The sequence below is a fragment of the Pseudocitrobacter sp. 73 genome (assembly GCF_008369545.1).
GTDB classification, from domain to species: Bacteria; Pseudomonadota; Gammaproteobacteria; order Enterobacterales; family Enterobacteriaceae; genus Pseudocitrobacter; species Pseudocitrobacter vendiensis.
In genome coordinates this window covers 75,665-99,645 of the sequence record NZ_VTZO01000022.1, presented here as the reverse complement: position 1 = coordinate 99,645, position 23,981 = coordinate 75,665, and the positions used below count along the sequence as shown (strand labels likewise).

At 52.5% G+C, this 23,981-nt stretch carries 25 protein-coding genes; 8 read left to right on the top strand and 17 right to left on the bottom strand.

The window, feature by feature from the left end; translation table 11 throughout:
• Nucleotides 1-105 precede the first annotated feature (105 nt).
• Together ompC and F0Q32_RS26235 are read left to right on the top strand one after the other, a co-directional pair.
• Entirely contained in the window at nt 106-1,275 is a 1,170-nt protein-coding gene (gene ompC / locus F0Q32_RS21020; RefSeq protein ID WP_149464636.1) for a porin OmpC, read from the top strand.
• 120 nt (nt 1,276-1,395) lie between these two features.
• Complete coding sequence (locus tag F0Q32_RS26235; RefSeq protein WP_188016899.1) at nt 1,396-1,563, top strand: hypothetical protein; 168 nt, start codon at nt 1,396-1,398, stop codon at nt 1,561-1,563.
• 55 nt (nt 1,564-1,618) lie between these two features.
• Here the strand turns inward: F0Q32_RS26235 and F0Q32_RS21015 are convergent, their stop codons facing one another.
• From F0Q32_RS21015 to F0Q32_RS21000, 4 genes are all read right to left on the bottom strand, one after another.
• Nucleotides 1,619-1,903 (bottom strand): heavy-metal-associated domain-containing protein, encoded by a 285-nt coding sequence (locus F0Q32_RS21015; protein WP_149464635.1) that lies wholly within the window; start codon nt 1,901-1,903, stop codon nt 1,619-1,621.
• The gene (locus F0Q32_RS21010) at nt 1,900-2,256 is read right to left on the bottom strand and encodes a hypothetical protein (RefSeq protein WP_255475681.1); all 357 of its coding nucleotides are present in this window, start codon (nt 2,254-2,256) and stop codon (nt 1,900-1,902) included. Before F0Q32_RS21010 ends, F0Q32_RS21015 begins: the two co-directional genes overlap by 4 nt.
• Entirely contained in the window at nt 2,234-3,379 is a 1,146-nt protein-coding gene (locus tag F0Q32_RS21005) for a transglutaminase-like domain-containing protein (RefSeq protein WP_149464633.1), read from the bottom strand. The genes F0Q32_RS21010 and F0Q32_RS21005 overlap by 23 nt, the downstream gene beginning before the upstream one ends.
• 182 nt (nt 3,380-3,561) lie before the next feature.
• Nucleotides 3,562-3,840 (bottom strand): DUF1471 domain-containing protein, encoded by a 279-nt coding sequence (locus F0Q32_RS21000; RefSeq protein WP_015964590.1) that lies wholly within the window; start codon nt 3,838-3,840, stop codon nt 3,562-3,564.
• Nucleotides 3,841-4,237: 397 nt separating this feature from the next.
• Here F0Q32_RS21000 and F0Q32_RS20995 point away from each other — a divergent pair, with 397 nt between their 5' ends.
• Nucleotides 4,238-4,654: a DUF1398 family protein gene (locus tag F0Q32_RS20995; protein WP_149464632.1), complete on the top strand. Its 417-nt coding sequence runs from the start codon at nt 4,238-4,240 to the stop codon at nt 4,652-4,654.
• 237 nt (nt 4,655-4,891) lie between these two features.
• Entirely contained in the window at nt 4,892-5,827 is a 936-nt protein-coding gene (gene ttcA / locus F0Q32_RS20990) for a tRNA 2-thiocytidine(32) synthetase TtcA (protein ID WP_149464631.1), read from the top strand.
• 45 nt (nt 5,828-5,872) lie between these two features.
• Here ttcA and dbpA read toward each other — a convergent pair whose 3' ends face one another.
• From dbpA to zntB, 3 genes are all read right to left on the bottom strand, one after another.
• Nucleotides 5,873-7,246 carry an ATP-dependent RNA helicase DbpA gene (dbpA, locus tag F0Q32_RS20985; RefSeq protein ID WP_149464630.1) on the bottom strand — a complete coding sequence of 458 codons (1,374 nt, stop codon included), beginning with the start codon at nt 7,244-7,246 and terminating at the stop codon, nt 5,873-5,875.
• A 28-nt stretch (nt 7,247-7,274) separates the two neighbouring features.
• Complete coding sequence (locus F0Q32_RS26595) at nt 7,275-7,430, bottom strand: hypothetical protein (RefSeq protein ID WP_366938229.1); 156 nt, start codon at nt 7,428-7,430, stop codon at nt 7,275-7,277.
• Nucleotides 7,431-7,744: 314 nt separating this feature from the next.
• Nucleotides 7,745-8,728 carry a zinc transporter ZntB gene (gene zntB, locus F0Q32_RS20975; protein ID WP_149464629.1) on the bottom strand — a complete coding sequence of 328 codons (984 nt, stop codon included), beginning with the start codon at nt 8,726-8,728 and terminating at the stop codon, nt 7,745-7,747.
• A gap of 433 nt (nt 8,729-9,161) precedes the next feature.
• On the opposite strand from zntB, the gene F0Q32_RS20970 reads away from it, so the two are divergent.
• A complete protein-coding gene (locus tag F0Q32_RS20970; RefSeq protein ID WP_149464654.1) occupies nt 9,162-11,297 on the top strand; it encodes an EAL domain-containing protein in 2,136 nt (711 codons plus the stop codon).
• 44 nt (nt 11,298-11,341) lie between these two features.
• Here F0Q32_RS20970 and F0Q32_RS20965 read toward each other — a convergent pair whose 3' ends face one another.
• A complete protein-coding gene (locus tag F0Q32_RS20965) occupies nt 11,342-12,958 on the bottom strand; it encodes an ABC transporter substrate-binding protein (RefSeq protein ID WP_149464628.1) in 1,617 nt (538 codons plus the stop codon).
• 177 nt (nt 12,959-13,135) lie between these two features.
• Between F0Q32_RS20965 and mpaA the strand changes: the two genes are divergently transcribed.
• Nucleotides 13,136-13,855, top strand: a complete 720-nt coding sequence (gene mpaA, locus F0Q32_RS20960) for a murein tripeptide amidase MpaA (RefSeq protein WP_149464627.1) — start codon at nt 13,136-13,138, stop codon at nt 13,853-13,855.
• Here mpaA and ycjG read toward each other — a convergent pair.
• Nucleotides 13,846-14,811 carry an L-Ala-D/L-Glu epimerase gene (gene ycjG, locus F0Q32_RS20955; protein ID WP_149464626.1) on the bottom strand — a complete coding sequence of 322 codons (966 nt, stop codon included), beginning with the start codon at nt 14,809-14,811 and terminating at the stop codon, nt 13,846-13,848. The two genes, mpaA and ycjG, sit on opposite strands and share 10 nt — an antisense overlap.
• A 99-nt stretch (nt 14,812-14,910) precedes the next feature.
• Here ycjG and tpx point away from each other — a divergent pair, with 99 nt between their 5' ends.
• A complete protein-coding gene (tpx, locus tag F0Q32_RS20950) occupies nt 14,911-15,417 on the top strand; it encodes a thiol peroxidase (protein ID WP_015964609.1) in 507 nt (168 codons plus the stop codon).
• A gap of 701 nt (nt 15,418-16,118) precedes the next feature.
• Here tpx and tyrR read toward each other — a convergent pair.
• From tyrR to pspA, 7 genes are all read right to left on the bottom strand, one after another.
• The gene (gene tyrR / locus F0Q32_RS20945; protein WP_149464625.1) at nt 16,119-17,660 is read right to left on the bottom strand and encodes a transcriptional regulator TyrR; all 1,542 of its coding nucleotides are present in this window, start codon (nt 17,658-17,660) and stop codon (nt 16,119-16,121) included.
• A 177-nt stretch (nt 17,661-17,837) separates the two neighbouring features.
• Nucleotides 17,838-18,890, bottom strand: a complete 1,053-nt coding sequence (locus F0Q32_RS20940; RefSeq protein WP_149464624.1) for a YcjF family protein — start codon at nt 18,888-18,890, stop codon at nt 17,838-17,840.
• Nucleotides 18,887-20,284, bottom strand: a complete 1,398-nt coding sequence (locus tag F0Q32_RS20935; protein WP_149464623.1) for a YcjX family protein — start codon at nt 20,282-20,284, stop codon at nt 18,887-18,889. The genes F0Q32_RS20940 and F0Q32_RS20935 overlap by 4 nt, the downstream gene beginning before the upstream one ends.
• A gap of 124 nt (nt 20,285-20,408) precedes the next feature.
• Entirely contained in the window at nt 20,409-20,633 is a 225-nt protein-coding gene (pspD, locus tag F0Q32_RS20930) for a phage shock protein PspD (protein WP_015964613.1), read from the bottom strand.
• Nucleotides 20,634-20,645: 12 nt separating this feature from the next.
• Nucleotides 20,646-21,005: an envelope stress response membrane protein PspC gene (pspC, locus tag F0Q32_RS20925; protein WP_149464622.1), complete on the bottom strand. Its 360-nt coding sequence runs from the start codon at nt 21,003-21,005 to the stop codon at nt 20,646-20,648.
• Nucleotides 21,002-21,226: an envelope stress response membrane protein PspB gene (pspB, locus tag F0Q32_RS20920; RefSeq protein WP_015964615.1), complete on the bottom strand. Its 225-nt coding sequence runs from the start codon at nt 21,224-21,226 to the stop codon at nt 21,002-21,004. The genes pspC and pspB overlap by 4 nt, the downstream gene beginning before the upstream one ends.
• Before the next feature lie 51 nt (nt 21,227-21,277).
• Complete coding sequence (gene pspA / locus F0Q32_RS20915) at nt 21,278-21,946, bottom strand: phage shock protein PspA (RefSeq protein ID WP_015964616.1); 669 nt, start codon at nt 21,944-21,946, stop codon at nt 21,278-21,280.
• Between the two features lie 166 nt (nt 21,947-22,112).
• On the opposite strand from pspA, the gene pspF reads away from it, so the two are divergent.
• Nucleotides 22,113-23,087: a phage shock protein operon transcriptional activator gene (gene pspF / locus F0Q32_RS20910; protein ID WP_149464621.1), complete on the top strand. Its 975-nt coding sequence runs from the start codon at nt 22,113-22,115 to the stop codon at nt 23,085-23,087.
• Here the strand turns inward: pspF and F0Q32_RS20905 are convergent.
• Nucleotides 23,041-23,745 carry a metallophosphoesterase gene (locus F0Q32_RS20905; RefSeq protein ID WP_149464620.1) on the bottom strand — a complete coding sequence of 235 codons (705 nt, stop codon included), beginning with the start codon at nt 23,743-23,745 and terminating at the stop codon, nt 23,041-23,043. The two genes, pspF and F0Q32_RS20905, sit on opposite strands and share 47 nt — an antisense overlap.
• Between the last annotated feature and the right edge of the window lie 236 nt (nt 23,746-23,981).

The following is a 23,981-nucleotide window of genomic DNA, read 5'->3' as shown; positions in this document are numbered from 1 at the left end:
ATTCCGTAACAATTGTTTTTTACCATCTCCTCTTTGACTCAATTAGCATGCGTGAGTTCCCCAACGGGAATCGAGTGTATAAAAACAAACTAAAGGAATAATTAAATGAAAAGAAAAGTACTGGCCCTTGTCATCCCTGCACTGCTTTGCGCAGGCGCCGCTCACGCAGCAGAAATTTATAACAAAGATGGCAACAAATTAGATCTCTACGGCAAAGTGGATGGTCTGCATTATTTCTCTGATGACACTAACAGCGATGGTGACATGAGCTATGTGCGTCTGGGTTTTAAAGGTGAAACGCAGATTAACGACATGCTGATTGGCTACGGTCAGTGGGAATACAACGTTCAGGCGAACAATACCGAATCCAGTAGCGATCAGTCCTGGACACGTCTGGCGTTCGCGGGCCTTAAATTTGGGGAATACGGCTCCTTCGATTATGGCCGTAACTACGGTGTCCTGTACGACATTGAAGGCTGGACCGATATGCTGCCGGAATTCGGCGGCGACTCTTACACCAAAGCAGATAACTTTATGACAGGCCGTGCTAACGGCGTGGCAACCTATCGCAACAGCGACTTCTTTGGTCTGGTAGATGGTTTGAATTTCGCGCTGCAGTATCAGGGGAATAACGAAGGTAACAACTGCGACGAGAATTTCTGTAGCGCCAACGAAGGCACAGGCAACAGCAATGGCCGTAACATCCGTAACGAGAACGGCGACGGCTGGGGTCTCGCATCAACCTATGACATCGGTATGGGCTTCACCGTTGGCGCCGCCTACGCCTCCTCTGACCGTACTAATGACCAGGTTAACGCGGGTATCCCGGCAAACAGTGCTTATGCAGGCGGCGATAAAGCCGACGCATGGACCGTAGGTATGAAGTACGATGCCAATAATATTTATCTGGCGACCATGTACTCTAAAACCCGCAACATGACGCCGTACGGCAGCTCCAGCAGCGACAATGGCGGCGGTATTGCAGACAAAACGCAGAACTTCGAAGTGACCGCACAGTACCAGTTCGACTTCGGCCTGCGCCCGGCCATTTCCTTCCTGATGTCTAAAGGAAAAGACCTGCAAACCACCAATGGTGTGGGTGATAAAGACCTGGTCAAATATGCGGATGTGGGTATGACCTACTTCTTCAACAAAAACATGTCCACCTACGTTGATTATAAAATCAACCTGCTGGACGAAGACGACGCATTCTACAATAACAACGGTATTTCTACCGATGACGTTGTCGGTGTCGGCCTGGTATATCAATTCTAATGGTATTCGCCCGCTGGCAACGGCGGGCATTTCCTAAACCCGGAACACTTCAAACCATCCCATCCGTTTTTCTTCATCTTTTTGTGGGTTATATTTTTATCACACCACAGGAGGTGCACAATGAAAAACATTGAATCATATCTTCAGATTATGAAAATACTCTGGCAGCGGGAGCCAAAAATTAAAAATTCCTTTTTAGTCTATTATTTAACCCCAGAGCAACGCTATGAACGTTTAAAAGAGCTCATGGCGCCGATCAGCCAAAAACAGAATACATTCAGGATATAAATAAAATGAGGGCAATCGTGGCGAGCCCGTTTTTATCCGACTCGCCAACCAGGCCTTATTGTACTTCAGAGACGTTGTTTATTTCGCCTTTAAAACCGGTCTTCGCAATTGCCGTAAGCAGTCGCTGATTATCAAAGTTATCAGGAACAGTCACCAGCGCCTGACGCGTCTTCAACGAGGCTTTCGCTTTAATCACACCATCGGTGCTACGCAACGCCTGATTAATGGAAATCACGCACAGCGAACAGTTCATTTCACCCACATCGATGGTTACCAGCTTATCTCCCGCCCAGCTCAGGGGCGCGGCCAACAACAGCGCGATACACAGTAATTTTTTCATTCCATCATCTCCCAAATCCAGGGCAGCACGTACGGATACGTGAGCAGAGCCAGCACCAGCGGCACCGACAGCCAGTACAGCCACACCAGCGCCTGGCGGCTCACCACGTTCACGCAGATGGGCTTCGGCGACAGATATAAACGCCAGAAACCGCGCGCCATCAGACCGAGCGACAGCAGCAGCATAGGGATCTGAAGCCAGGTTGCGCCAGGAATACCGATAAGCCCCGCCGCAGAGATACCAAATACCAGATACAACAGCGGCCCGATGCAGCACAGCGTTGACGCTCCGGCGGCGATAACCGCCGCCAGAAGCGTAACCAGCCCGCCCTTAATGCTGTTCGACGCTGACATAGTCATAGCTGAAAAGCGCAGGATCGTAGAAGTTCAGCGGGTCGCCGTCCACTTCCGCATACGGGTAGCCAAGGTTGTTAATGTCACCCTGTTCAGACGCCGGGAACAGCGCGAAATCGCGTGCGTGGTTAAAGCCGACCCAGTTCATCTCCCAGTTGCCGAAGAGATAGTCGTTAACCGCTTTCACCGCCGGGTCACCGTTTTCTTTTTTCTCGGTGAGGCGCATTTTTGTCACATCCGCCGGGTCCGCAGGCACCCAACCAAAACCGGCCAGCCAGAACATTGCACGACAGTGCTGCCCCCCGCTCACTTTCGCTACGCCCTGAGCATCCGCGCTGCCAAAGGCTTTTTTGGAATAGTTATCGAGCTTGATGGTCGAGCCCAGACGAATACCAAACATCTCGCGCGCCGGAATACCGACAGCACGGCACAGCGCGACAAAAACGGAGTTGATATCGGTGCATTTTCCGCCGAGTTTATTGGTCTTCAGAATCTCACCGACGTCACCGGTACCGCAGCCAATCACCGCATCGTCACGATGCATATGGGTGCTGACCCAGTCATGAATCAGGTGAGCCTGTTTAATCGGGGCTTTTTCCTTTCCGATGATCTTAAGCGCCGTCTCTTTCACCAGACCATCAACCGGAATATGGGCCGTCGCCTGCAGGAACGGTTTAATTTCATCCGGAATCACGGCATCGCTTTCAGGCAACTGCCAGTCCGCCAGTTTATTTTCTTTAAGCACTTCCCAGTCGCGCGTTTCAATGGTCATTTCGACTTTAATATCCAACGCGCCTTTCGAATCAGGCCAGGTTACAAACAACGTTTTCGCGCCATAGCGGTTGTTGGCATTGAGCGTTGCTTTCTGATAGTTACCACTGAAGGAGAGATCGAGTAACTGTTGGAAGGCGGTATCTTCTGGCACCGGGATCCACAAATTCACCCGCCCTTCAGACCCTTTCGGCGCTTTCAGGCTATAGGTTTGCGTCATCACGAAGCGACGGGTTTTGCCTGAGGAGACAACGGCAGGTTGAGCAACCTGTTTACTTTCAGAGAAGACCGGGCTGACAAGACCCAGCGTGGAGAGTGCGGCTGCGCTTTTTAGAAAATTACGCCGTTCCATTACAATTCCTTCAGTCACGAGTAAAAGCTCGAACTTAACCCCGCACCTGCGGAGGTCGGCGTTATTATGCGGCGACACAGCCCACTCGACAACATCCAGTTTCACGCATATCGCGTTAACCGCCTCAAAATACAAAAAAGACCCGCCGAAGCGAGCCTTATCAATAACGAGTGCTTTAGTTTTTACTTAAAGACTTCTGCAACAGCTTCAAAGTTTGGGCCATGCTCACGCGCCGCAATAATCACGTAATATTTGCCGCCTTTTTTATCGGCCAACTCGGACAGTTTTTTGTGCAGATCGGACGGCGAAGAAACCTGTCCATTAGTAGCCCCTACTGAAACGTTACCGATGTATTCCAGTTTAAAGTGATGGGCTTCATCCTTAGAAATCAGGTCTGCTGCAGAAGTACTAAATGCCACCATAGATAACGCAGCCATTGTCCCTAACAATACTTTTTTCATCGCATACTCTCCTGTTAACGTTTTGTCTTAGCCTGTAACAGTATAAGCCATTTTTGAGATATTCAATGAAAAGAAGAAACATTTAATCGGTATAACCAAAATGCGTCAAACATTTACCTGCAAGGATAACCCTATACATTTACCACATAACAGGCTGCTCACTTTCTGTAAGGGAAAAGCCAAAATGCCTGAGTATCAATAATGTCGCGATTATTCGCTCCATGCTTTGCGCCCCAAACCAGGACAGCAATACTCAGTAACAATTGAAACACTGTTCCTTTTTATCCAGCCATATAAAATAACCCGCAGTGACTATTAGAATATGAATAACACTAACCTTTGAGCATTAGCATATCAATTATAATCATTAGAACTAAACACAATGTATGAGGGAAAAATGGAATTACATGATGAATTTGATGGATTTTTCGAAAGAGTCAGACATAACCTGGACTTTATTTCTCTGACATCGGATTTACGCCGTAACAACATCTCTCATTACATCTATTTTGTTGCAACGGGGAATATTAAACTTATTACCTGTACTGATTCGTATATCTCGCTAAAAAATCATCGCCGCCTGGTGAAGGTAAGTAGTTGTTCCTGCGGCGAATTAACCCGTGAAGCAGCCAGACGGATTTTCTCAGGGGAATCTACCTATGAGCAATTCTATAATGAACTGGCATATGCAGGCGTGTTCAAATGGGTTGTGGACCTGCACAGCCTGACCCGTAGTTATTGGTCAAAAGACAATCACCTGTTACATAGCGAGAACATTTTATCGCCCGTCCCTCAGCGTCATGCTGTCGCATAATACGGATTAACTCTCTCCTCAAAGCCATCTTTTTAAGCCCGGGCCTGGTTCGCAGGTTGATTCACAGTCTCATTAGCTGTCGTCGTCGGGCAACGCCACTGCAAAACATGCTGGCATTCGTCGCCGTAATCCGTACCATACACGCCACACTGTCGTAAGCTAACCCAGGCTAGCCTATGCTTAGCGGACGTTTCCGCGTATGCATCGCGCCCCTTTCGATTTTTGAGTAATCATTAAATGCAACAGAATCAAGATATCAGTAAGAAAGAGCAATACAACCTCAACAAATTGCAAAAGCGCCTGCGTCGTAACGTCGGTGAAGCCATTGCTGACTTCAACATGATTGAAGATGGCGACCGTATTATGGTTTGCCTCTCTGGCGGTAAAGACAGCTATACCATGCTGGAAATTCTGCGCAATCTGCAACAAAGCGCGCCGATTAGCTTCAGCCTGGTGGCAGTCAACCTCGACCAAAAACAGCCAGGATTTCCTGAGCACATCCTGCCAGAGTATCTGGAAAAATTGGGCGTCGAGTACAAGATTGTTGAAGAGAATACCTACGGTATCGTTAAAGAGAAGATCCCGGAAGGCAAAACCACCTGCTCACTCTGCTCACGTCTGCGTCGCGGGATCCTTTACCGTACGGCGACTGAACTGGGTGCAACAAAAATCGCCCTCGGCCATCACCGTGACGATATTTTACAGACCCTGTTCCTGAACATGTTCTATGGCGGAAAAATGAAAGGGATGCCGCCGAAACTGATGAGCGACGATGGCAAACATATTGTTATTCGTCCGCTGGCCTACTGCCGCGAGAAAGACATTGAGCGTTTCTCTGAAGCCAAAGCCTTCCCGATAATCCCTTGTAACCTGTGCGGCTCGCAGCCAAACCTGCAGCGCCAGGTTATCGGCGACATGCTGCGCGACTGGGATAAGCGTTATCCGGGCCGTATCGAGACCATGTTCAGCGCCATGCAAAACGTGGTGCCGTCGCATCTGTGCGACACCGAACTGTTCGATTTCAAAGGAATTACGCACGGTTCTGAAGTGGTTAACGGCGGCGATCTGGCGTTTGACCGCGAAGAGATGCCGTTACAACCGGCGGGTTGGCAGCCTGAAGAAGACGATGCTCAGCTTGATGAGTTGCGTCTGAATGTGGTTGAAGTGAAATAAACGCAAAGCGCCTGGTCACAGCCATTGCTGGCCAGGCGCATAAAATTACTTCAGCAGTCTGACGCGACACGCCTTCCCTTTAATCTTCCCTTTCTGCAACTGCTTCCAGGCCTGGTGAGCAACTTTCTCACGCACGGCAACATAAACATGCGCCGGATGCACATCAATCTTGCCGATATCCGCGCCCACTAAGCCCATATCGCCGGTTAACGCGCCCAGCACGTCTCCCGCGCGCATCTTGGCCTTTTTGCCGCCGTCGATGCACAGGGTCGCCATTTCCGGCGTCAGTGGCGCAATGCGGCTTTGAGACGGTTCTGGCATCCAGTTCAGCTTCAGTTGTAGCATTTCGGCCAGAATATTCGCGCGCTGCGCTTCTTCAGGGGCGCAGAAGCTGATCGCCAGGCCACTGTTCCCCGCACGCGCCGTACGACCAATACGGTGTACGTGCACTTCAGGATCCCATGCCAGCTCGTAGTTCACCACCAGCTCCAGGGATTTAATATCCAGACCACGCGCAGCGACATCGGTTGCTACCAGAACGCGTGCGCTGCCGTTAGCAAAACGCACCAGCGTTTGGTCACGGTCTCGCTGCTCAAGGTCGCCATGCAGCGCCAGCGTGCTTTGACCTGCGGCATTGAGCTCTTCAAATACCGCCTGACAATCTTTTTTGGTATTACAGAACACAACGCATGATGCAGGCTGATGTTGTGTAAGCAGTTTTTGCAGCAGGGTAATTTTACCCTGACGGGGAACATCGAAAAATTGCTGTTCGATAGCGGGCAGCGCATCCACGCTGTCGATTTCAATGGTGACGGGATCACGCTGAACGCGGCCACTGATGGCGGCGATAGCCGCCGGCCAGGTGGCGGAAAACAGCAGCGTCTGGCGGCTGACTGGCGCGAAACGAATCACTTCATCAATGGCGTCGCTGAAGCCCATATCCAGCATGCGGTCAGCTTCATCCATCACCAGCGTTTGCAGATTCTCCAGTGAAACCGTGCCCTTTTGCAGGTGATCCAGCAAACGGCCCGGCGTGGCGACAATAATGTGCGGCGCGTGCTGGAGGGAATCGCGCTGCGCGCTAAACGGCTGACCGCCGCACAGGGTCAGCACTTTAATATTCGGCAGGTAGCGCGCCAGACGGCGGATCTCACTGGCCACCTGATCGGCTAACTCGCGCGTTGGGCACAGTACCAGCGACTGCGTCTGGAAACGCCCGGCGTCGATATGTTGCAACAGACCCAACCCGAATGCCGCCGTCTTCCCACTCCCGGTTTTCGCCTGTACGCGGACATCTTTCCCGGCAAGCACCGCAGGCAGCGCGGCTTCCTGAACAGGTGTCATGGAGAGATAGCCCAGATCATTAAGGTTGTCGATCTGGGCGGCGGGCAGTGCATTCAGTGTTGAAAAAGCGGTCACAATATTTTCTCGCGGTAAAAAGCTATCGTCAGCAGGCGCGTATCCTCGCAGATCTGCGCGTCTGATGCGACAATTTAATCGGTTCTTCGTCCGGTGGCGGGTCCGGCATGGGCTGCGGACGCGGGATGGGATCTCGCCCCGGAGGCGGCTCTACCGGAATGGGATCGGTCGGAATCGAATGAATGTGAAGGTGTGCGTTGAGTCGTAAAACCTGGTACATCATCTTCCCCTCTGAAAATCAGGTTGGTTCTTTAAGGGTAGATGCCGCAGGCATTCAGGTAAAAAAAAAGCCGACTATTCAAGCCGGCGTCGTACGAATCAATTGTGCTATGCAGTAATTCAAAAAAAGGAAGTAAGACAATATGGAGCGCAACGCCCATCGCTTGACGTTGCATTCACCTGCGAGAGAGATATTGCCCTGATTGGGGGTAGCGTTTATTGACCTCGCTCAATTTAATTGCCGTTTTTATGTTCAATTACTGTTAAAAAGGTTAATTTTTACAGCCATTTACTGCGATGTAACCACCAGGTAACACCACCGACGAGTACCAGTAGCATGATACAAAAGGAGTAGAAGCCTAAGTGCCATTCGCCACCGGGTATTCCGCCAAGGTTGACACCGAATAAACCGGTTAAAAAGGTGGTGGGTAAAAAAACCATCGCCATCAACGACATGGTATAAGTTCGACGAGAGAGGGATTCCTGCATCACCTGCGCAATTTCATCGGTCATGACGGCCGTTCGTGCGATACAGGCATCAATTTCGTCCAGCCCGCGCCCCAGGCGATCGGCGATATCCTGCATACGGCGGCGATGATCGTCCGTCATCCACGGCAGACGTTCGCTTGCCAGTCTGGCGTAAACATCGCGCTGGGGAGCCATGTAGCGACGCATCACAATGAGTTGTTTACGCAGCAGCGCTAAAAAACCGCGCGGAGGAATTTGTTGCTCCAGCAGGTTGTCTTCCAGATCGATGATTTTATCGTGCAGTTGTTCGATAAATTCGCTCGCGTGATCGGTCAGTGCATCGCAGACATCCACCAGCCAGCCACCGCAATCTGTCGGCCCGCTACCTTCTTCGAGATCGCTTATCACATCATCCAGCGCCAGCACTTTGCGTTGACGCGTGGAGACGATGAGCCGCTCATCCATATAAAGACGCATCGCCACCAGTTGATCGGGGCGCTCATCGGTGCTGCCGTTGATACAGCGCAGCGTAATCAACGTGCCCTCACCCATCCGACTCACGCGCGGGCGCAGGCTTTCACCGGACAGTGCATCACGCACGGTATTTGGCAACAGCGGCGTCGACGCCAGCCATTGCGCGCTGTCCGGATTGGTGTAATTAAGATGCAGCCAGCATGGATTTTCTTTGGTGATCACATCGCTCGCTTCAAGCGGCTTTACCCCACCCTTACCATCAAGTATCCACGCGAACACCGCATCCGGTACGTTAAGGTCCGATCCCTTTATGGCTTCCACTTTACCTCCACTGACAACTCACTATTCAGCTAGTCTAGCCATCTGCTCCGTATACGCAATCACTCCGGCATCCATCCCGCTGAAATTGCTCATAAAAGCAGCACACCTGCGCAATAAAGCATTTTAATGTAAAAGCATTATTGCCAATGCTTAAAATATTGCTATACGCAAGAATATATTCTTTCACAATCCAGTCTACTTCACATATTGAATAAAATTTAAAACCACGCAATAAATTAAACAACACTGCGAATGTGGATATTTTAAAATAAATTATCAGCGCCCTTTTAGTTTAACGCGATTCAGCAATACTTATTTCAGTTAAATACCGTCAATCCGTTAAAAAACCGTGATCTATCATGTTATTTCTGTAGCTTATTTCAGATTATTCCTGATAGATTAATTCCAAAATCTAAGAAATGTGGATGACATGATGCTGCATGTTTCGTGGGACCCGGTTCTGGTTGGCATTTCATTTTTGGTGGCGTTCATCGCATCTTTCGTTGCCCTTGATAGCGCTGGGAAAATTGCCGCATCTAATAAAAACGCGGCCATGTTCTGGCGCGTATCAGGTGGCGCAACGTTGGGGATTGGCATCTGGTCAATGCATTTCATCGGTATGCTGGCGATGAAAATGCCGATGGAGATGAGCTATCACCTGGAATTAACCCTGATCTCGCTGCTGGCAGCCATTCTTGCAGCCACGCTGGCGATTAACATCGCCGTAGCCGGGCCCACATTATCGCCAAAACGGCTGGCGCTCGCGACTGTGTTACTCAGTAGCGGCGTCGTGACGATGCACTACGTCGGCATGGCAGCGCTGATGATGCATGATGGCATTGTCTGGAATATCCCCCGGATTATCATCTCCGTGGTGATTGCGGTTATTGCCTCCTGCGTGGGCCTATGGCTGGCCTTTAGCTTACGGTTGAACAGCAAGCGCGTGCTACTCTGTCGTATCGCCGCAGCGATAGCCATGGGCATCGCCATCGCTGCGATGCACTACACCGGGATGAGCGCGGCCACGTTTTCAAGCCATGCCCATATGATGATCAACCACGCCCATCAGGTTGGTGAAGAAGGGCTTTCGGTCTGGGTTTCTGCCATCACGCTACTGCTATTGGGGACGATGCTGGTCATTTCGATGGTGGATTCGCAAATGCGCACTACCCGCCTGACCGAGAACCTGCAACGACTCAATAAGCAGCTCGAACAGCAGGCACGCTATGACGGGCTGACAGGATTAGCGAATCGTAGCCAGATAGACATGCGGCTTCTTGCCTGTCTGCAACAGGCGCGACTCACCGGCGCTGAGTTTGGCTTAGTGCTGATGGATCTCGACCGCTTCAAGCTGATTAACGATGCCTGGGGGCACCACGTCGGCGACAACCTGCTGGTTTCCGTTGCCAATCGGCTGAGTAGTTTCCTGCCGCCTAAAATGACCCTGGCCCGCATTGGCGGCGACGAGTTTATTCTGCTGGCGCCTCATAGCACCGAATCTGAACTGGCGGAACTGTGTAATCGCATGGTCGAGAGCATTCGCCGGCCTTTTTATCACTCCGGCCAGATCCTGCAAATCTCTCTGAGCGCGGGCATCAGTATGTATCCTGCTGATGGTGATTCTCCGCAGGAACTCAAACTGTGCGCGGACACCGCGATGTACCATGTCAAACGCAATGGGCGCAACGGCTGGGCGGTCTATGGTGATGCGATGCTCGATAACTCATGGCAAGGGGTGCATCTGTTACAGGACCTTACGCAGGCGCTGGAGCGTAACCAGTTTGAGCTGTGGTATCAGCCCAAATATCACGTTCAGGAAAATCGCATTTACGGTTTTGAGGCGTTGCTGCGCTGGCGTCATCCCAAAAAAGGGATTTTACTGCCGAGTGTGTTTTTACCCACCTTGCAAAATACCGGTTTAATTCTTCCTGTGGGCAACTGGGCAATCGACCAGGCCTGCAAGCAATTGCGTCAGTGGAGCAAAGAGGGTCATGATGACTGGACGCTTTCCATTAATATTTCGGCTAACCAGTTCGAACAGCAGAATATCTACGAATTACTGTGCAATACGCTTTCACGATATCATCTTTCACCGCTTCGGCTAACCATTGAATTAACCGAAACGACAGCCATGCGCGGTCTCGATCGCAACTTACAGATATTCCATGACTTCAACCGCATTGGCTTGACCGTATCTATCGATAACTTTGGAACCGGCTATTCCAATATGTTGCTGTTACAAAACCTGCCCGCCCGCGAGCTAAAAATAGATCGCAGCTTTATGAAAGATATTCGTGATGACAGTAAAAATGTGAAAATTGTCTCATCGATAATTCATATCGCACATTCAATGAACATGAATGTCGTGGCGGAGGGTATTGAAACGGAGGAACAACAGCGTTTGCTGACCCAACTGGGGTGTGATGCCTTGCAGGGTTCGCTCTTCTCTGAGCCGGTACCCCCTCAGGATATTGACGCCACATTAAACCGAATGCCGTTTAATATCACGACCACGAGCAGCGTTGCGCCGCCTGTTCCCATTCGACGCAATATGATGAAACATGCGTAAAAAGCCCCTGACGCACAGTGGTGTGTCAGGGGATGTTCGTAGGCTTAGTGCTTCACAATATACATTGTACGGGTATACGCCACATCTTCCGGGTTCTCAATAGGGTAACCCTTCAGCCACGGTTTAATTAAACGGCCATTGGTATACTGATAAATCGGCGCAATAGGGGCTTTCTCAGCAAGAATTTTCTCTGCTTCGTTGTAATCGGCATTCCGCGCTTTTTCAGTGTTCTCAAGCGTAGCCTGATTCACCACCTTGTCATACGCCGGATTGCTGAAACGGGAGATATTCCCGGTATTGTTCGACGTTAACAGCGACAGGAAGGTTGACGGCTCGTTATAGTCGCCCACCCAGGATGCGCGGATCACATCGAAATTGCCGGTGTTGCGGCTGTCGATATAGGTTTTCCACTCCTGATTTTGCAGCTTCACATCTACACCCAGGTTTTTCTTCCACATTGATGCCACCGCAATCGCAATCTTCTGGTGGTTTTCCGAGGTGTTATACAGCAACGTCAGATTCAACGGGCGATTCGGGCCATATCCCGCAGCCTGAAGCAGCGTTTTCGCCTGCGCGTTCAGTTCTTCCTGACTGCTTTGCTCCATCTGGGTAGGATCGGCTTTAAATCCGGCGGTAACATCTGGGGTAAAGTGCCACGCCGGTTTTTCGCCGGTACCCAGTACCTTCTCCGCAATAATGCGACGGTCAATGGTCATGCTCAGCGCTAAACGGACGCGCGCATCCGCGGTCGGCCCTTTCTGGGTATTGAAGGCATAATAGTAAGTCCCGAGCTGGGCCGGGGTATAGACCTGCCCCGGAATATCCTTCAGTAGTTTCTTATACAGATTTTTCGGGAAGGACTCGGTAATATCGATATCTCCGGCCAGATAACGTTTCGTGGCCGATGACTCCTGATTGATCGGTAAGAAGGTAACCTTCTTGATAACCGTCTTCGCGTTATCCCAGTAGTGAACGTTAGGCGTCGCCACCAGCTTTTCATTCACTACACGGTCGGTGAGCACATACGCGCCATTGCCAATCAGCTTGCCCGGACGCGTCCAGTTTTTATCGCTTTCAACATTGGCTTTTTGCACCGGATAGAGCGAGAAATTGGCCGTCAGATTCACAAACCACGGCAGCGGTTTATCCAGTTGGATACGCAAGGTGTGCGCATCGACTGCCGTCACGCCCAGCGTTTCCGGCTTCGCTTTACCATCAATAATCGCCTGGGCGTTATTAATGCCGGCAAGCGCCGCAAACCAGGCAAACGGTGAGGTGGTTTTAGGATCAACCAGACGCTGCCAGCTATAGACAAAGTCCTCAGCAGTGACAGGTGTACCGTCGGACCATTTTGCGTTGTTACGCAACGTGAAGGTCCAGATTTTATGGTCATTACTCTGCCAGCGCGTCGCGACGCCGGGAACAATGTTCCCTTTTTCATCCTGGTTAACCAACCCTTCGAAGAGGTCACGGATCACCTGGATTTCCGGCAGGCCTACCGCTTTTGCCGGGTCCAGAGACGCAGGCTCATCTTTAATGTGACGAACCAGCTCCTGCTTCGCTGCCAGCGCCGTCCCGGCAGGAACCTCTGCCGCCAGGGCAACAGAACTCAGACTACTGAGCCACAACGCACAGCACGACAACGTGAAAGGATACTTCATGACATCCCCTTAATAAGCCAACTTGATGAAAATATTATTTGTTTCAGGCGTCTTAAATGCAAACGGCTTATCACATAAAATTGATATAACGAATGTTTTTCTGACACGGAAACCATTTGATTCACGGTGAATTTTGCACAACACTGCTTATATCAACACTCATCATCAGGATTCTCTATGTCCGCCACTCGTCCTCGCGCCCAGCGGGGCGCTTTTCCGCCCGGCACGCAACACTATGGTCGTTCACTTTTGGGTGCGCCGCTTATCTGGTTTCCCGCACCGCTCGCCGATCATACCAGCGGGTTAATTATTGCCGGGACGCATGGCGACGAAAATTCCTCCATCGTCACCCTCTCCTGCGCGTTGCGAACGCTTTCACCCGAGTTACGGCGGCATCATGTGGTGTTAACGGTGAATCCGGATGGCTGTCAGTTGGGATTACGCGCTAATGCCAACGGCGTGGATTTAAATCGTAATTTCCCGTCGGCAAACTGGAAAGCCGGTGAGACCGTGTATCGCTGGAACAGTTCGGCAGATAGCCGTGACGTCGTGCTGCTGACGGGTGATAACCCAGGTTCTGAACCGGAAAGCGAGGCGCTTTGCCAGCTGATTCATCAGATTCACCCCGCCTGGGTCGTCTCTTTTCACGATCCGCTGGCCTGTATTGAGGACCCGCGTCACACTGAGCTGGGCCGCTGGCTGGCTGAATCCTTCGCGCTGCCGCTGGTCGGCAGCGTCGGATATGAGACGCCGGGCTCGTTTGGCAGTTGGTGCAACGATATTGGCCTGCACTGCATCACCGCCGAGTTTCCGCCCATCTCCTCAGATGAAGCGAGCGAGAAATACCTCGGCGCGATGACAGCGTTGCTACGCTGGCGTTCTGCGGCTCACAGATGAAGCTGCCCGGTGGTAAAATGTAATGCGGGTTCTGCATCTACCGCCAGCCAGGTTGGACCGTCGAGATCCGCGAAGGTGACCTGCGGGGTCAGCGGCAACGCGGCGTTAATGGCGCGCGAGGTGCAGAGCATGCAACCCAGCATCAGAGAAAAACCCTGCGCACGCGCCTCCTGTGCCAATGCCAGCGCTTCGGTTAAGCCGCCGGTTTTATCGAGCTTGATATTGACCATATCATATCGTCCCCGAAGCGCGGGCAAGCTCGCACGCGTATGACAGCTTTCGTCAGCACAGATAGGCAGCGGATGAATAAAGTTTTCCAGCGCGCTGTCATCTGTCGCAGGCAGCGGCTGCTCAAGCATCGCCACGTTGAGATCGGCCAACAACTGACAGCGCGCCGCCAGACCTTCACCGTGCCACGACTCATTAGCATCAACTATCAATGTTGCATCCGGCGCAGCGGCGCGGATAGCCACCATGCGTTCGGCAATCAGGCGATCGTCGAGTTTCACTTTCAACAGGCGCGCGCCGCCTTCAAAAAGCGCTTTAGCGCTGGCCGCCATCTGCTCCGGCGTACCAATCACCACGGTTTGCGCCGTGGTGACAGTTTTTGCCAGTGTCTGATGGAGCATGGCGGGGACCGTCGCTTTCGCAAGGCCAGCCTCAAGCTCCCACAACGCACAATCCACCGCGTTGCGTGCCGCCCCTGCAGGAAGTAATTCAGCAAGCGCTTCACGGGTAAGGCCCTTTTCCAGCTGTTCGCCAATCGAAACAATTTGCGCCATTACCGAGGCGATACTTTCGCCATAGCGTGGATAAGGCGTACATTCGCCGACGCCTTTAATGCCGTCCTGCTCCAGCTCAACCACGACCACTTTCGCCTCGCTGCGGCTACCGCGGGCAATGACAAACGGTGTATGTAACGGCCACGCCTCTTCAAAAACTCTTACATTTCTCATCCCCTGCTCCTTTTAAGCCCGTAAATAGGGTTTGCCGTGTTAACACCTGATGACATACACTAGTTTCGACGTTAATTATATGTAAACAGGAAGATTATCATGTCACAAACTGTACATTTCCAGGGCAATCCCGTTTCTGTTCAAGGCGCTATTCCGCAGGCAGGCGACAAAGCTCAGCCTTTCACGCTGACCGCGAAAGACCTCTCTGACGTCGCACTCAGCCAGTATGCGGGCAAACGCAAAGTGCTGAATATTTTCCCGAGCATCGATACCGGCGTTTGCGCGGCATCCGTTCGCAAATTCAATCAGCTGGCCTCCGAGCTGAACAACACCGTTGTGCTGTGCGTCTCTGCTGACCTGCCGTTCGCCCAGTCTCGCTTCTGCGGCGCAGAAGGCCTGAGCAACGTGGTTACCCTGTCCACCCTGCGTGCGCCAGAATTCCTGCAAACCTACGGCGTGGGTATCGCTGACGGCGCCCTGAAAGGCCTGGCGGCACGTGCGGTTGTGGTGATTGATGAAAACGACAACGTGGTTTACAGCCAACTGGTTGACGAAATCACCAACGAACCAGACTACGATGCGGCGCTGGCTGCGCTGAAAGCGTAAGCTGCAAACGCGTTACGCATGAAAAAATAGCCTCCGACTGGAGGGATAATGCTGATCAGTTAAGCGCAAAGTTCCGTTCACTTTATGTTTTGCGCAATATGTAACTTCAGCATCAGTGAACGGGCAAAGGGGGTCAACCGCGACCCCCTTCGCAATCCCCGCGGCCCCGCAGGGAAATCGGTGCTTCGCACTACGCTCTCCTCCGAACTCCAGCCTGCGGCACGGCGAAACTCGACGTCCTGTCTCGGTTCGCCTCAGTCCGCCATCCATGGCGGACTGACCTTGTCTTCCCTTCTCCGGCTCGCCGATTTCCAGCGGGGACTCGTCGGTTTCAGATACACCGGTTTTTGCTGTTAACGTAAGGGCCGCACCGCTGTTGGTGGCGTCAAAATCGCCGAAGCGTTCCCTGGAGGCCGGGGCAGCCCACATGGATGTGGGCTGAGGGCGCGGCTTTACAGGGATGTTACCTCGCGCCCGACCCGAAAGCCGTAAGGGATAAGCTGAGGGAACCGCGAAGCGGCGATTTTTCCGCCGAAGCCCGGGGGTGCAGGGGGCGGCGGCGATTGGCCGCCCCCTGCGCGCTCCCTGCGCCTGCACAATTTATATGGCATGGAGCCAGACAGGAGCGCAACGGGAAGATGCTTTGAAAAGCGAATCAACGCTTATCTGACCAGTATTACTCCGACTGGAGGCTATTTTATTTACTCTTCACTTTTCTTATTGCTTAAACCGTATTCCCGCAGTTTATTCGCAATCGCCGTATGTGATACGCCAAGACGTTTCGCCAGCTTACGCGTACTCGGGAAGCTGCGATAAAGCTGCGTCAGCACCGAACGCTCAAAGCGGCGAGTAATCTCATCTAACGAACCTTCCATTGCCTCTTCGCCTACCGCCGCGGTAGTAACGTCATAATCCGGCAGCAGCACATCATTTGGACGCAATTCGTAACCTTCCAACTGCGTTAACGCGCGATAGACCGCGTTTTTCAGCTGGCGAACGTTGCCCGGCCAACCGTAACGGGTTAACACATTGCTGAGATCGGCTGAGAGTTTCGGGCGAGAGATCCCCTGCTCATCGGCAAAGCGCGCCACGAACAGCTCGGTCAGCGGCATCACGTCTTGTGGACGGTCGCGCAGCGGCGGCAGATTCAACGTCAGGACGTTCAAACGATAGTAGAGATCTTCGCGGAACAACCCTTTCTGCACCAGCTCCACCAGGTTTTTCTGCGTGGCGCAAATCACGCGCACATCAACGTGCACTTCATGATCTTCCCCGACGCGGCGGAAAGTACCGTCGTTCAGAAAACGCAGCAGCTTGGTTTGCATGCGCGGCGACATCTCGCCAATTTCGTCCAGCAGTACCGAACCGCCATTCGCCTGCTCAAAGAATCCTTTCTTGCCTTCCGGCGCGTGACCAAAAAGCTCGCTCTCAACCGCATCTTCCGGAATCGACGCGCAGTTTAGCGCCAGATACGGTTTTGCCGCGCGTGGGCTCGCCAGATGGCAGGCATGCGCCAGCAGATCTTTACCGGTACCTGTTTCACCGACAATCAGCAGCGGCGCGGTCAACAGCGCCAGTTTGCGCGCCTGATCGACCACATGTCGCATTTTCGGGCTCACGGCGACGATCTGGCTGAATGCGCTTACATCTTGTGGCGTCTGCGTCTGTAACTGACGGCCCATACGAACGGTCGATCGCAGCATCACAACGGCCCCGGCAAGAATACGTTGCTCATGCTCGCCGCTCATGTATACCGGGGTGATTTCCAGTAAAAAGTTTTGCCCGTTGATCACCACGTGTTCCGCCTGTGTTTCCACCGGCTCGCTCTCCAGCCAGCGCTGGAAGTTGAAGCCGCTGATAAGCTGGCTGGCGTTGTGGTTGCGCATTTTGTCGGCGCTCATGCCAAACAGCTGGCAGCTTGCCGGGTTAGTGCGTTCGATTTTACTGCGGGTATCGAGCGAGAGCACCGGCTCGGGCATCGCTTCGAGTAGCGCGCTTAATGCCAGGTGCTCACGTTCTGAGGGCATCCACGGCACGGTGCGCACGTCAGTCACACCCGCAATGCGGCGGATCTCCGCCATTAAGGTGCTAAAGCTGGTGAACTCCAGCTCGGCAAAATTGAGGTAGATTCGGCCAATAGGGTCAATGTCGATTCCGCGCAAATCAATGCCGCGCAGTACCAACAAATCGAGTAATTCACGTGTCAGACCGAGGCGGTCCTCACAAAAGACTTCAAGACGCATGGGAATTTTCACCCTTATAAGCCAAAGACTCGTGAATAATAAGACACTTATCGTTCGGCGGGAAGCAGGCTGTCAACAATTATTGACAGTATGGCGGAAAAAACGCCATTGCGCCGTAAAGATTAACGTTCAGAGAGGAAATCTGTACAGGCCGACGCGCCGTCGGCCTGTAAAAGGTTACTTCGCGCCGCTCTTTTGAACGACGCCTTTTAGTTGACCAATTAACTCACGACGGAAATCGCCGAGCTTGGGTTTATCGTTGTCAATCCACGGCAGTGGACGACACAGTTCCATCGCCTTAATGCCCAGTCTTGCGGTCAGCAACCCGGCGCCAATCCCCTGCGCGGCACGGGCGGAAAGCCGTGCGGCCAGATCCTGCGACATCCAGTCCATACCGATTTCGCGCACCAGTTCACTGGCCCCGGCAAAAGCGATATTGAGCAGCACCAGTTTGAACAGGCGCAGGCGGCTGTAATAGCCCAGTTCAATGCCGTAAAGCGTGGCGATGCGATTAATTAAACGCAAATTGCGCCAGGCGATGAACGCCATATCCACCAGCGCCAGCGGGCTGACGGCAATCATCATGGCAGATTCCGCCGCTGAGCGGCTGATTTCCCGCCGCGCCTGTGCATCCAGCGCCGGTTGCACCAGATGCGCGTAAAGGCTCACCACTTCACGATCGTTTTGTGTTTCGTGGATAGCCGCATACCAGCGTTGCAGCGCCGGATGCGCCTGGTCGATTCCCGCCTGTTGCGCCAGTTTTTCACAAAACGCGCGCGCCTTGCCGACACCGTGACTCTGCATCAGTTCTTTGGCTTCATCCCGCTCCTGCGCACGCTGACGTAAACGCCACAAGCGCCGCCATTCCGTTGCCACCGACCCCACACCCGCGCCGACAATTAGCGCCCCGGCAGCGCAACCGCCCAGCGCCACCCAGTCCTGCGTTTGCCAGGCATTCATCGTCCACTGTACGCCCTGCGCCACCACGCTAATACCAAAGATAGTCAGCCCGGCAGTCACCATCTTGCGCCACAAACTGCGCTTAGGGCGCAGCACTGATTCTACAACCGCTTCCGCCTGTCCCTCTTCCGGCAGGGTTTCATCAAGCACCGCAGGTGCAAACTTGTCTGCCACATCATCAACGAAGGTTTGTGACTGCCGGAATTGTTCGCTTTTTTCCGCTTCCAGCGGGCCGTCGAAATCGATGCGCGGTTTTAACGGTTCGTTCATCGCAATTTATCTCCAATCAAAAATTCCAGCGCCGCATCAAGACGAATATGCGGAAGCGGCTGGTCAACATCCATTACCTGCGGACGAAACGCTTCAAACTGAAAACCCTGCTTATCCCAGAACGCTTGTCCCGGTAAACGCGCAGGAACCTCCCCCGGATAAACCGTGAGCGGCTGAGCATCGCTGAGTCGGTGACCGCGCAGCGCCGGGATCTTCTCTCCGTTCACCTCAATCAGCCCGCTTTGCGTCGCCTGAACCGACGCCAGCCCCAGGCAATCCATCGTGATGCCTTCAAAGGCCGCGTTTTGCCAGGCATCCTGGATCAGTTGCTGGAGCAACGACACCATGTTGCTGTGCTGATCGACGGTAACGTGATCCGCTTTAGTGGCGGCAAACAGCAGCTTGTCGATAACGGGCGCGAACAGCCGACGGAACAGCGTGCGCTGACCGTAGTGAAAACTGTGCATTAACTGCGTTAAGGCAAGACGCATATCATTGAAGGCCTGTGGCCCGCTGTTAAGCGGCTGCAGGCAGTCAACTAACACAATCTGACGGTCAAAGCGTAGAAAATGCTCTTTATAGAAGCCTTTCACCACTTTTTCGCAATAGTAGTTAAAACGTTCGCGCAGCATACCCGCATTGGTATGTTTATCGGCCTGTGCCAGTTTTGCCTCGCCGACGCCATCGACATCCGGCCACGGGAAGAACTGCAACGCAGGCGCACCCGCCATATCACCCGGCAACACAAAGCGCCCCGGCTGGATAAAGTGCAGTCCTTCCTGTTTACAGGTATGGAGGTAATCGGTCCACGCCTGAGCAATCGCCGCCAGACGATTTTCATCGGCAGGCGCCAGCGGATCGAGCCCTTCGCACAGCTTACGCCAATGCGCAGACCACTCGCCGCGTTGCCCCTGTAACAAGCCGGTCATCTGTCGCGACCAGCTCAGGTAATCCTGGGCCAGCATTGGCAAATCCAGTAGCCATTCGCCGGGGTAATCGACAATTTCCAGATACAGCGTCGACGTGTCTTTAAAGTGGCGTAAAAGCGATTCATTGGAGCGAAAACGTAACGCCAGGCGAATTTCACTGACGCCACGCGTAGGCGTAGGCCAGGTCGGCGGTTGCCCATACAACTGCGCCAGCCCTTCATCGTAGGTAAAGCGCGGAATGCCCATATCACGTTGCGGCACGCGCTTGACACCGATCAGACGCTCTTCCCGTACTGCGCTCAGCAACGGCAAACGCGCCCCGGCATGCAGGCTTAATAGCTGGTTCACCATCGCGGTGATAAACGCGGTTTTGCCGCTGCGGCTCAGGCCGGTAACGGCGAGACGCAGGTGTCTGTCAACACCACGATTAACCAGCGCGTTGAATTCATTTTTTAGTCGCTTCATAGCGGTTCCATTATGCCCTGAAGGAAAAACGTATTAGGTAGATATTACATGAGGGTGAAAAGGAAAGATGTAAAAGCTCAGAGAAAACAATGGGCACAACCCCTGTTGTGCCGCTTAGTTTATTTTACTGTCGGTTATACCGTTTCGACAGTTTCGCCGCCGCGCGGCTGAGTAAAGGCTCCAGCGCCACGGCCAGCAGCATCTTCAACGGACGTCGGGCGACAGATTTCACCGCCCAGCCAGCAACCCCTGCCGGGCCGTAACGTAACGCGGTCAGAAGCACCAGCTTACCTGCGATTTTTAAACCGGGTTTTACCTGTTGCCCGGCACGTTGCCAGCGAGTATTCATGTGTATCCTCAATTACAGTTGACGAAAACGGCTACGCAGTGAAAAAGTATCGGACGTGACGTAGCGTTCCATCTCACGCAGGCGCTGTTCGCCTGCAGCAAGTTGTGCGTCCACCGCATCCAACAATTCACTGCTGGTAGGGCTATTCGCCTCGCCCATCGCCCCTTCCGGGATCGGATCAAGCGCGAAAGTCAGAATGATGTAGGCGACAACCACAAAGAAAAACAGGCCAAATAACATCGCCAGCACGGTGATAATTCGCACCAGTTTTACCGGGACATCCAGGTAGTGGGCAATACCTGCGCAAACCCCTTTCACCATGCCCTGCTGGGGAATACGCCACAGTTTTTTATTAAAATCTAAGGCCATTATTTATCCCTCCAGTTCGGGTGCTCAGCGTCCAGAATGGCTTCAAGTGCCTGGATACGTTCGCGCATACGCTGGGCATCATCGGTGAGGCGTAACAGACGTTGCTGTTCATTTTGCGTTAATCCACTGCTGCGTGAGCGGTTGCTATAATGCAGCCAAATCCATACCGGCAGAACAAACAACACAAACAATGTCAGCGGAATGGCAAGAAAAAGCGCGCTCATAGGTACTCCTTACAATGATGAGCAGCGGCACGCCGCGTGCCGCCTGAATAATTATTGATTGTCCTGCTTCATTTTGGCTTTCAACTGCGCCAGCTGTTCGCTGATTTCATCATCGGCTTTCAGCTCGGCAAATTGCTGATCCAGCGACGGTTGTTTACCGAAACGGTGGCTTTCAGCTTCCGCTTCCATATGATCGATACGGCGTTCAAAGGATTCAAAACGCGCCATCGCCTGATCGAGTTTACCGCTGTCTAACTGACGACGCACATCGCGGGACGAATTTGCCGCCTGATGACGCAATGCCAGCGCCTGTTGACGAGCACGCGTTTCGCTCAGTTTATTTTCCAGCTCGCCAATCTCTTTCTTCATGCGCGCCAGAGTTTCATCCACCAGGGTAATTTCATGTTCCAGGGTGGTGATTAAATCAGTCAGCTTCTGCTTTTCAATCAATGCCGCACGCGCCAGATCTTCTTTCTCTTTACGCAGCGCCAGTTCGGCTTTTTCCTGCCATTCGGCCTGCTGTGCAAAGGCTTTCTCAACGCGACGCGTCAGATCTTTCTTCTCTGCCAGCGCACGCGCCGATGTAGAGCGCACTTCCACCAGCGTGTCTTCCATTTCCTGAATCATCAGACGTACCAGCTTTTGCGGGTCTTCCGCTTTCTCCAGCAGGGAGTTGATGTTGGCGTTCACGATGTCGGCAAAACGAGAAAAGATACCCATAATATAGTCCTCATAATTTCTGTTTTAGGCATTAGCCTGCTGTATGGATAATACAATTCGCGTGCCAACTTTGTATCTTATTGATTCTACTTAAGGTGATTGAAATTCACCCGCTTTAGACGTAGAGTGACTTAGCGAATTACACTAACAAGTGGTGAATTTCATCATGGCAGAATACAAAGACAATCTTCTCGGCGAAGCCAACCGCTTTCTGGAAGTACTGGAGCAGGTTTCACGCCTCGCGCCACTGGATAAACCGGTGTTAATCATCGGTGAACGAGGTACGGGGAAAGAGCTGATTGCTAACCGTCTGCATTATCTCTCCTCCTGCTGGCAAGGGCCGTTTATCTCGCTTAACTGCGCGGCGCTAAATGAAAATCTGCTCGATTCGGAATTATTCGGCCATGAAGCAGGCGCATTTACTGGCGCGCAAAAGCGTCATCCGGGGCGTTTTGAACGTGCCGACGGCGGCACACTGTTTCTTGATGAGCTGGCGACCGCGCCCATGCTGGTGCAGGAAAAACTGCTGCGCGTGATTGAATATGGCGAACTGGAGCGCGTCGGCGGCAGCCAGCCGTTGCAGGTTAATGTACGTCTGGTGTGCGCCACCAATGCCGATTTACCGCAGATGGTAGAAGACGGTACGTTCCGCGCCGACCTGCTTGACCGGTTAGCCTTTGACGTCGTACAGCTCCCGCCGCTGCGCGAGCGTCAAAGCGACATCATGCTGATGGCAAACCACTTTGCTATTCAGATGTGCCGTGAACTCGGGATGCCGCTGTTTCCAGGTTTCACTGAGCATGCCCGTGAAACATTGATGGATTATCGCTGGCCCGGAAATATTCGTGAACTGAAAAACGTTGTAGAGCGCTCCGTTTATCGACATGGCAGCAGCGAAATCCCGCTGGACGACATTATTATCGATCCTTTCCAACGGCGAAGTGAGCTAAAAGCCGTGGAAAAAAGCAGTCAGAACACGCCTGAATTACCGCTCGATTTACGCCAGTTTCAGTTGGATCAGGAAAAAGATCTGCTGCAAACGAGTTTGCATCAGGCGCGGTTTAATCAGAAGCAGGCGGCAGAACTCCTTGGGCTTACCTATCACCAGCTACGGGCGTTACTGAAGAAACACCAGCTTTAACACGATGCTGAAGCTGAATCAGCGTCAGGTTACCGCAAAACACGGCGCCCGTGTCGATATAGAGTTGATTAGCCGATTTGAAGGGTTTACGCACAGGCGTGTGGCCGAAGAAAAACTGATCGGCCCCACCAATCAAACTCATGGAACCGCGCTGGGCGCGGTTGATGCGCCGGCGGTTCCACACCACCTGAAAAGGGTCAACCGGTTTGTTGAAGGCATAATGATCGTCCGGGTAGTCCGCATGACAGATAACCATTTTTTTATCCCCGGTCACCACTTCGATAATCAACGGTAATTCGGCAATACGATACAGCAGCGTTTTCACGCGATGTTGCTCGTTTACGTTCAGGTCAAAATACCATCCACCGCCGTTGGCCACCCACAGATTTGCGTGACCGTTCCCCTCCAGCGCGTCCAGCATCATCTCCTCATGATTGCCGCGCACCGCCCGGAACCAGGGCTGATTCAGCAACATCAGGCATTCTACATCTTCACTTCCCCTATCAATTAAATCTCCCACCGAAATCAGCAGATCCTGCATCGGCTGAAACGCAACGCGGTCAAGATGGTGCATCAATAACCCGTAGCAACCGTGGAGATCGCCCACCACCCAGATATTGCGCCAGAGGTCGCCATGAATACGTTGATAGAGGCTCATTATTACCTCCTATCGTCGTCGATAAGTTGAGAAAAGGGGTTAGGTAAAGTTTAGGTCAAGGGATGCCTGAAGTGGACTGATTGCTTAAGCAAAAACTGATTACGTATACATGCGGTTGTGATCGTATACTTACTTATCTTTATCAAATGAAACCTCATAATGCGCGCTAAAACCTTTCGCTATAGCTTCACGATTTTTTGCTGTGTAACGCTCCTGTACCTGCTTTTCATCTTCAA

Bases quoted from the DNA above. Each gene is read 5' to 3' on its own strand.
- ompC (WP_149464636.1), top strand. From the start codon at position 106: ATGAAAAGAAAAGTACTGGCCCTTGTCATCCCTGCACTGCTTTGCGCA.
- F0Q32_RS26235 (WP_188016899.1), top strand. From the start codon at position 1,396: ATGAAAAACATTGAATCATATCTTCAGATTATGAAAATACTCTGGCAG.
- F0Q32_RS21015 (WP_149464635.1), bottom strand. From the start codon at position 1,903: ATGAAAAAATTACTGTGTATCGCGCTGTTGTTGGCCGCGCCCCTGAGC.
- F0Q32_RS21010 (WP_255475681.1), bottom strand. From the start codon at position 2,256: ATGTCAGCGTCGAACAGCATTAAGGGCGGGCTGGTTACGCTTCTGGCG.
- F0Q32_RS21005 (WP_149464633.1), bottom strand. From the start codon at position 3,379: ATGGAACGGCGTAATTTTCTAAAAAGCGCAGCCGCACTCTCCACGCTG.
- F0Q32_RS21000 (WP_015964590.1), bottom strand. From the start codon at position 3,840: ATGAAAAAAGTATTGTTAGGGACAATGGCTGCGTTATCTATGGTGGCA.
- F0Q32_RS20995 (WP_149464632.1), top strand. From the start codon at position 4,238: ATGGAATTACATGATGAATTTGATGGATTTTTCGAAAGAGTCAGACAT.
- ttcA (WP_149464631.1), top strand. From the start codon at position 4,892: ATGCAACAGAATCAAGATATCAGTAAGAAAGAGCAATACAACCTCAAC.
- F0Q32_RS20970 (WP_149464654.1), top strand. From the start codon at position 9,162: ATGCTGCATGTTTCGTGGGACCCGGTTCTGGTTGGCATTTCATTTTTG.
- F0Q32_RS20965 (WP_149464628.1), bottom strand. From the start codon at position 12,958: ATGAAGTATCCTTTCACGTTGTCGTGCTGTGCGTTGTGGCTCAGTAGT.
- mpaA (WP_149464627.1), top strand. From the start codon at position 13,136: ATGTCCGCCACTCGTCCTCGCGCCCAGCGGGGCGCTTTTCCGCCCGGC.
- ycjG (WP_149464626.1), bottom strand. From the start codon at position 14,811: ATGAGAAATGTAAGAGTTTTTGAAGAGGCGTGGCCGTTACATACACCG.
- tpx (WP_015964609.1), top strand. From the start codon at position 14,911: ATGTCACAAACTGTACATTTCCAGGGCAATCCCGTTTCTGTTCAAGGC.
- tyrR (WP_149464625.1), bottom strand. From the start codon at position 17,660: ATGCGTCTTGAAGTCTTTTGTGAGGACCGCCTCGGTCTGACACGTGAA.
- F0Q32_RS20940 (WP_149464624.1), bottom strand. From the start codon at position 18,890: ATGAACGAACCGTTAAAACCGCGCATCGATTTCGACGGCCCGCTGGAA.
- F0Q32_RS20935 (WP_149464623.1), bottom strand. From the start codon at position 20,284: ATGAAGCGACTAAAAAATGAATTCAACGCGCTGGTTAATCGTGGTGTT.
- pspD (WP_015964613.1), bottom strand. From the start codon at position 20,633: ATGAATACTCGCTGGCAACGTGCCGGGCAACAGGTAAAACCCGGTTTA.
- pspB (WP_015964615.1), bottom strand. From the start codon at position 21,226: ATGAGCGCGCTTTTTCTTGCCATTCCGCTGACATTGTTTGTGTTGTTT.
- pspA (WP_015964616.1), bottom strand. From the start codon at position 21,946: ATGGGTATCTTTTCTCGTTTTGCCGACATCGTGAACGCCAACATCAAC.
- pspF (WP_149464621.1), top strand. From the start codon at position 22,113: ATGGCAGAATACAAAGACAATCTTCTCGGCGAAGCCAACCGCTTTCTG.
- F0Q32_RS20905 (WP_149464620.1), bottom strand. From the start codon at position 23,745: ATGAGCCTCTATCAACGTATTCATGGCGACCTCTGGCGCAATATCTGG.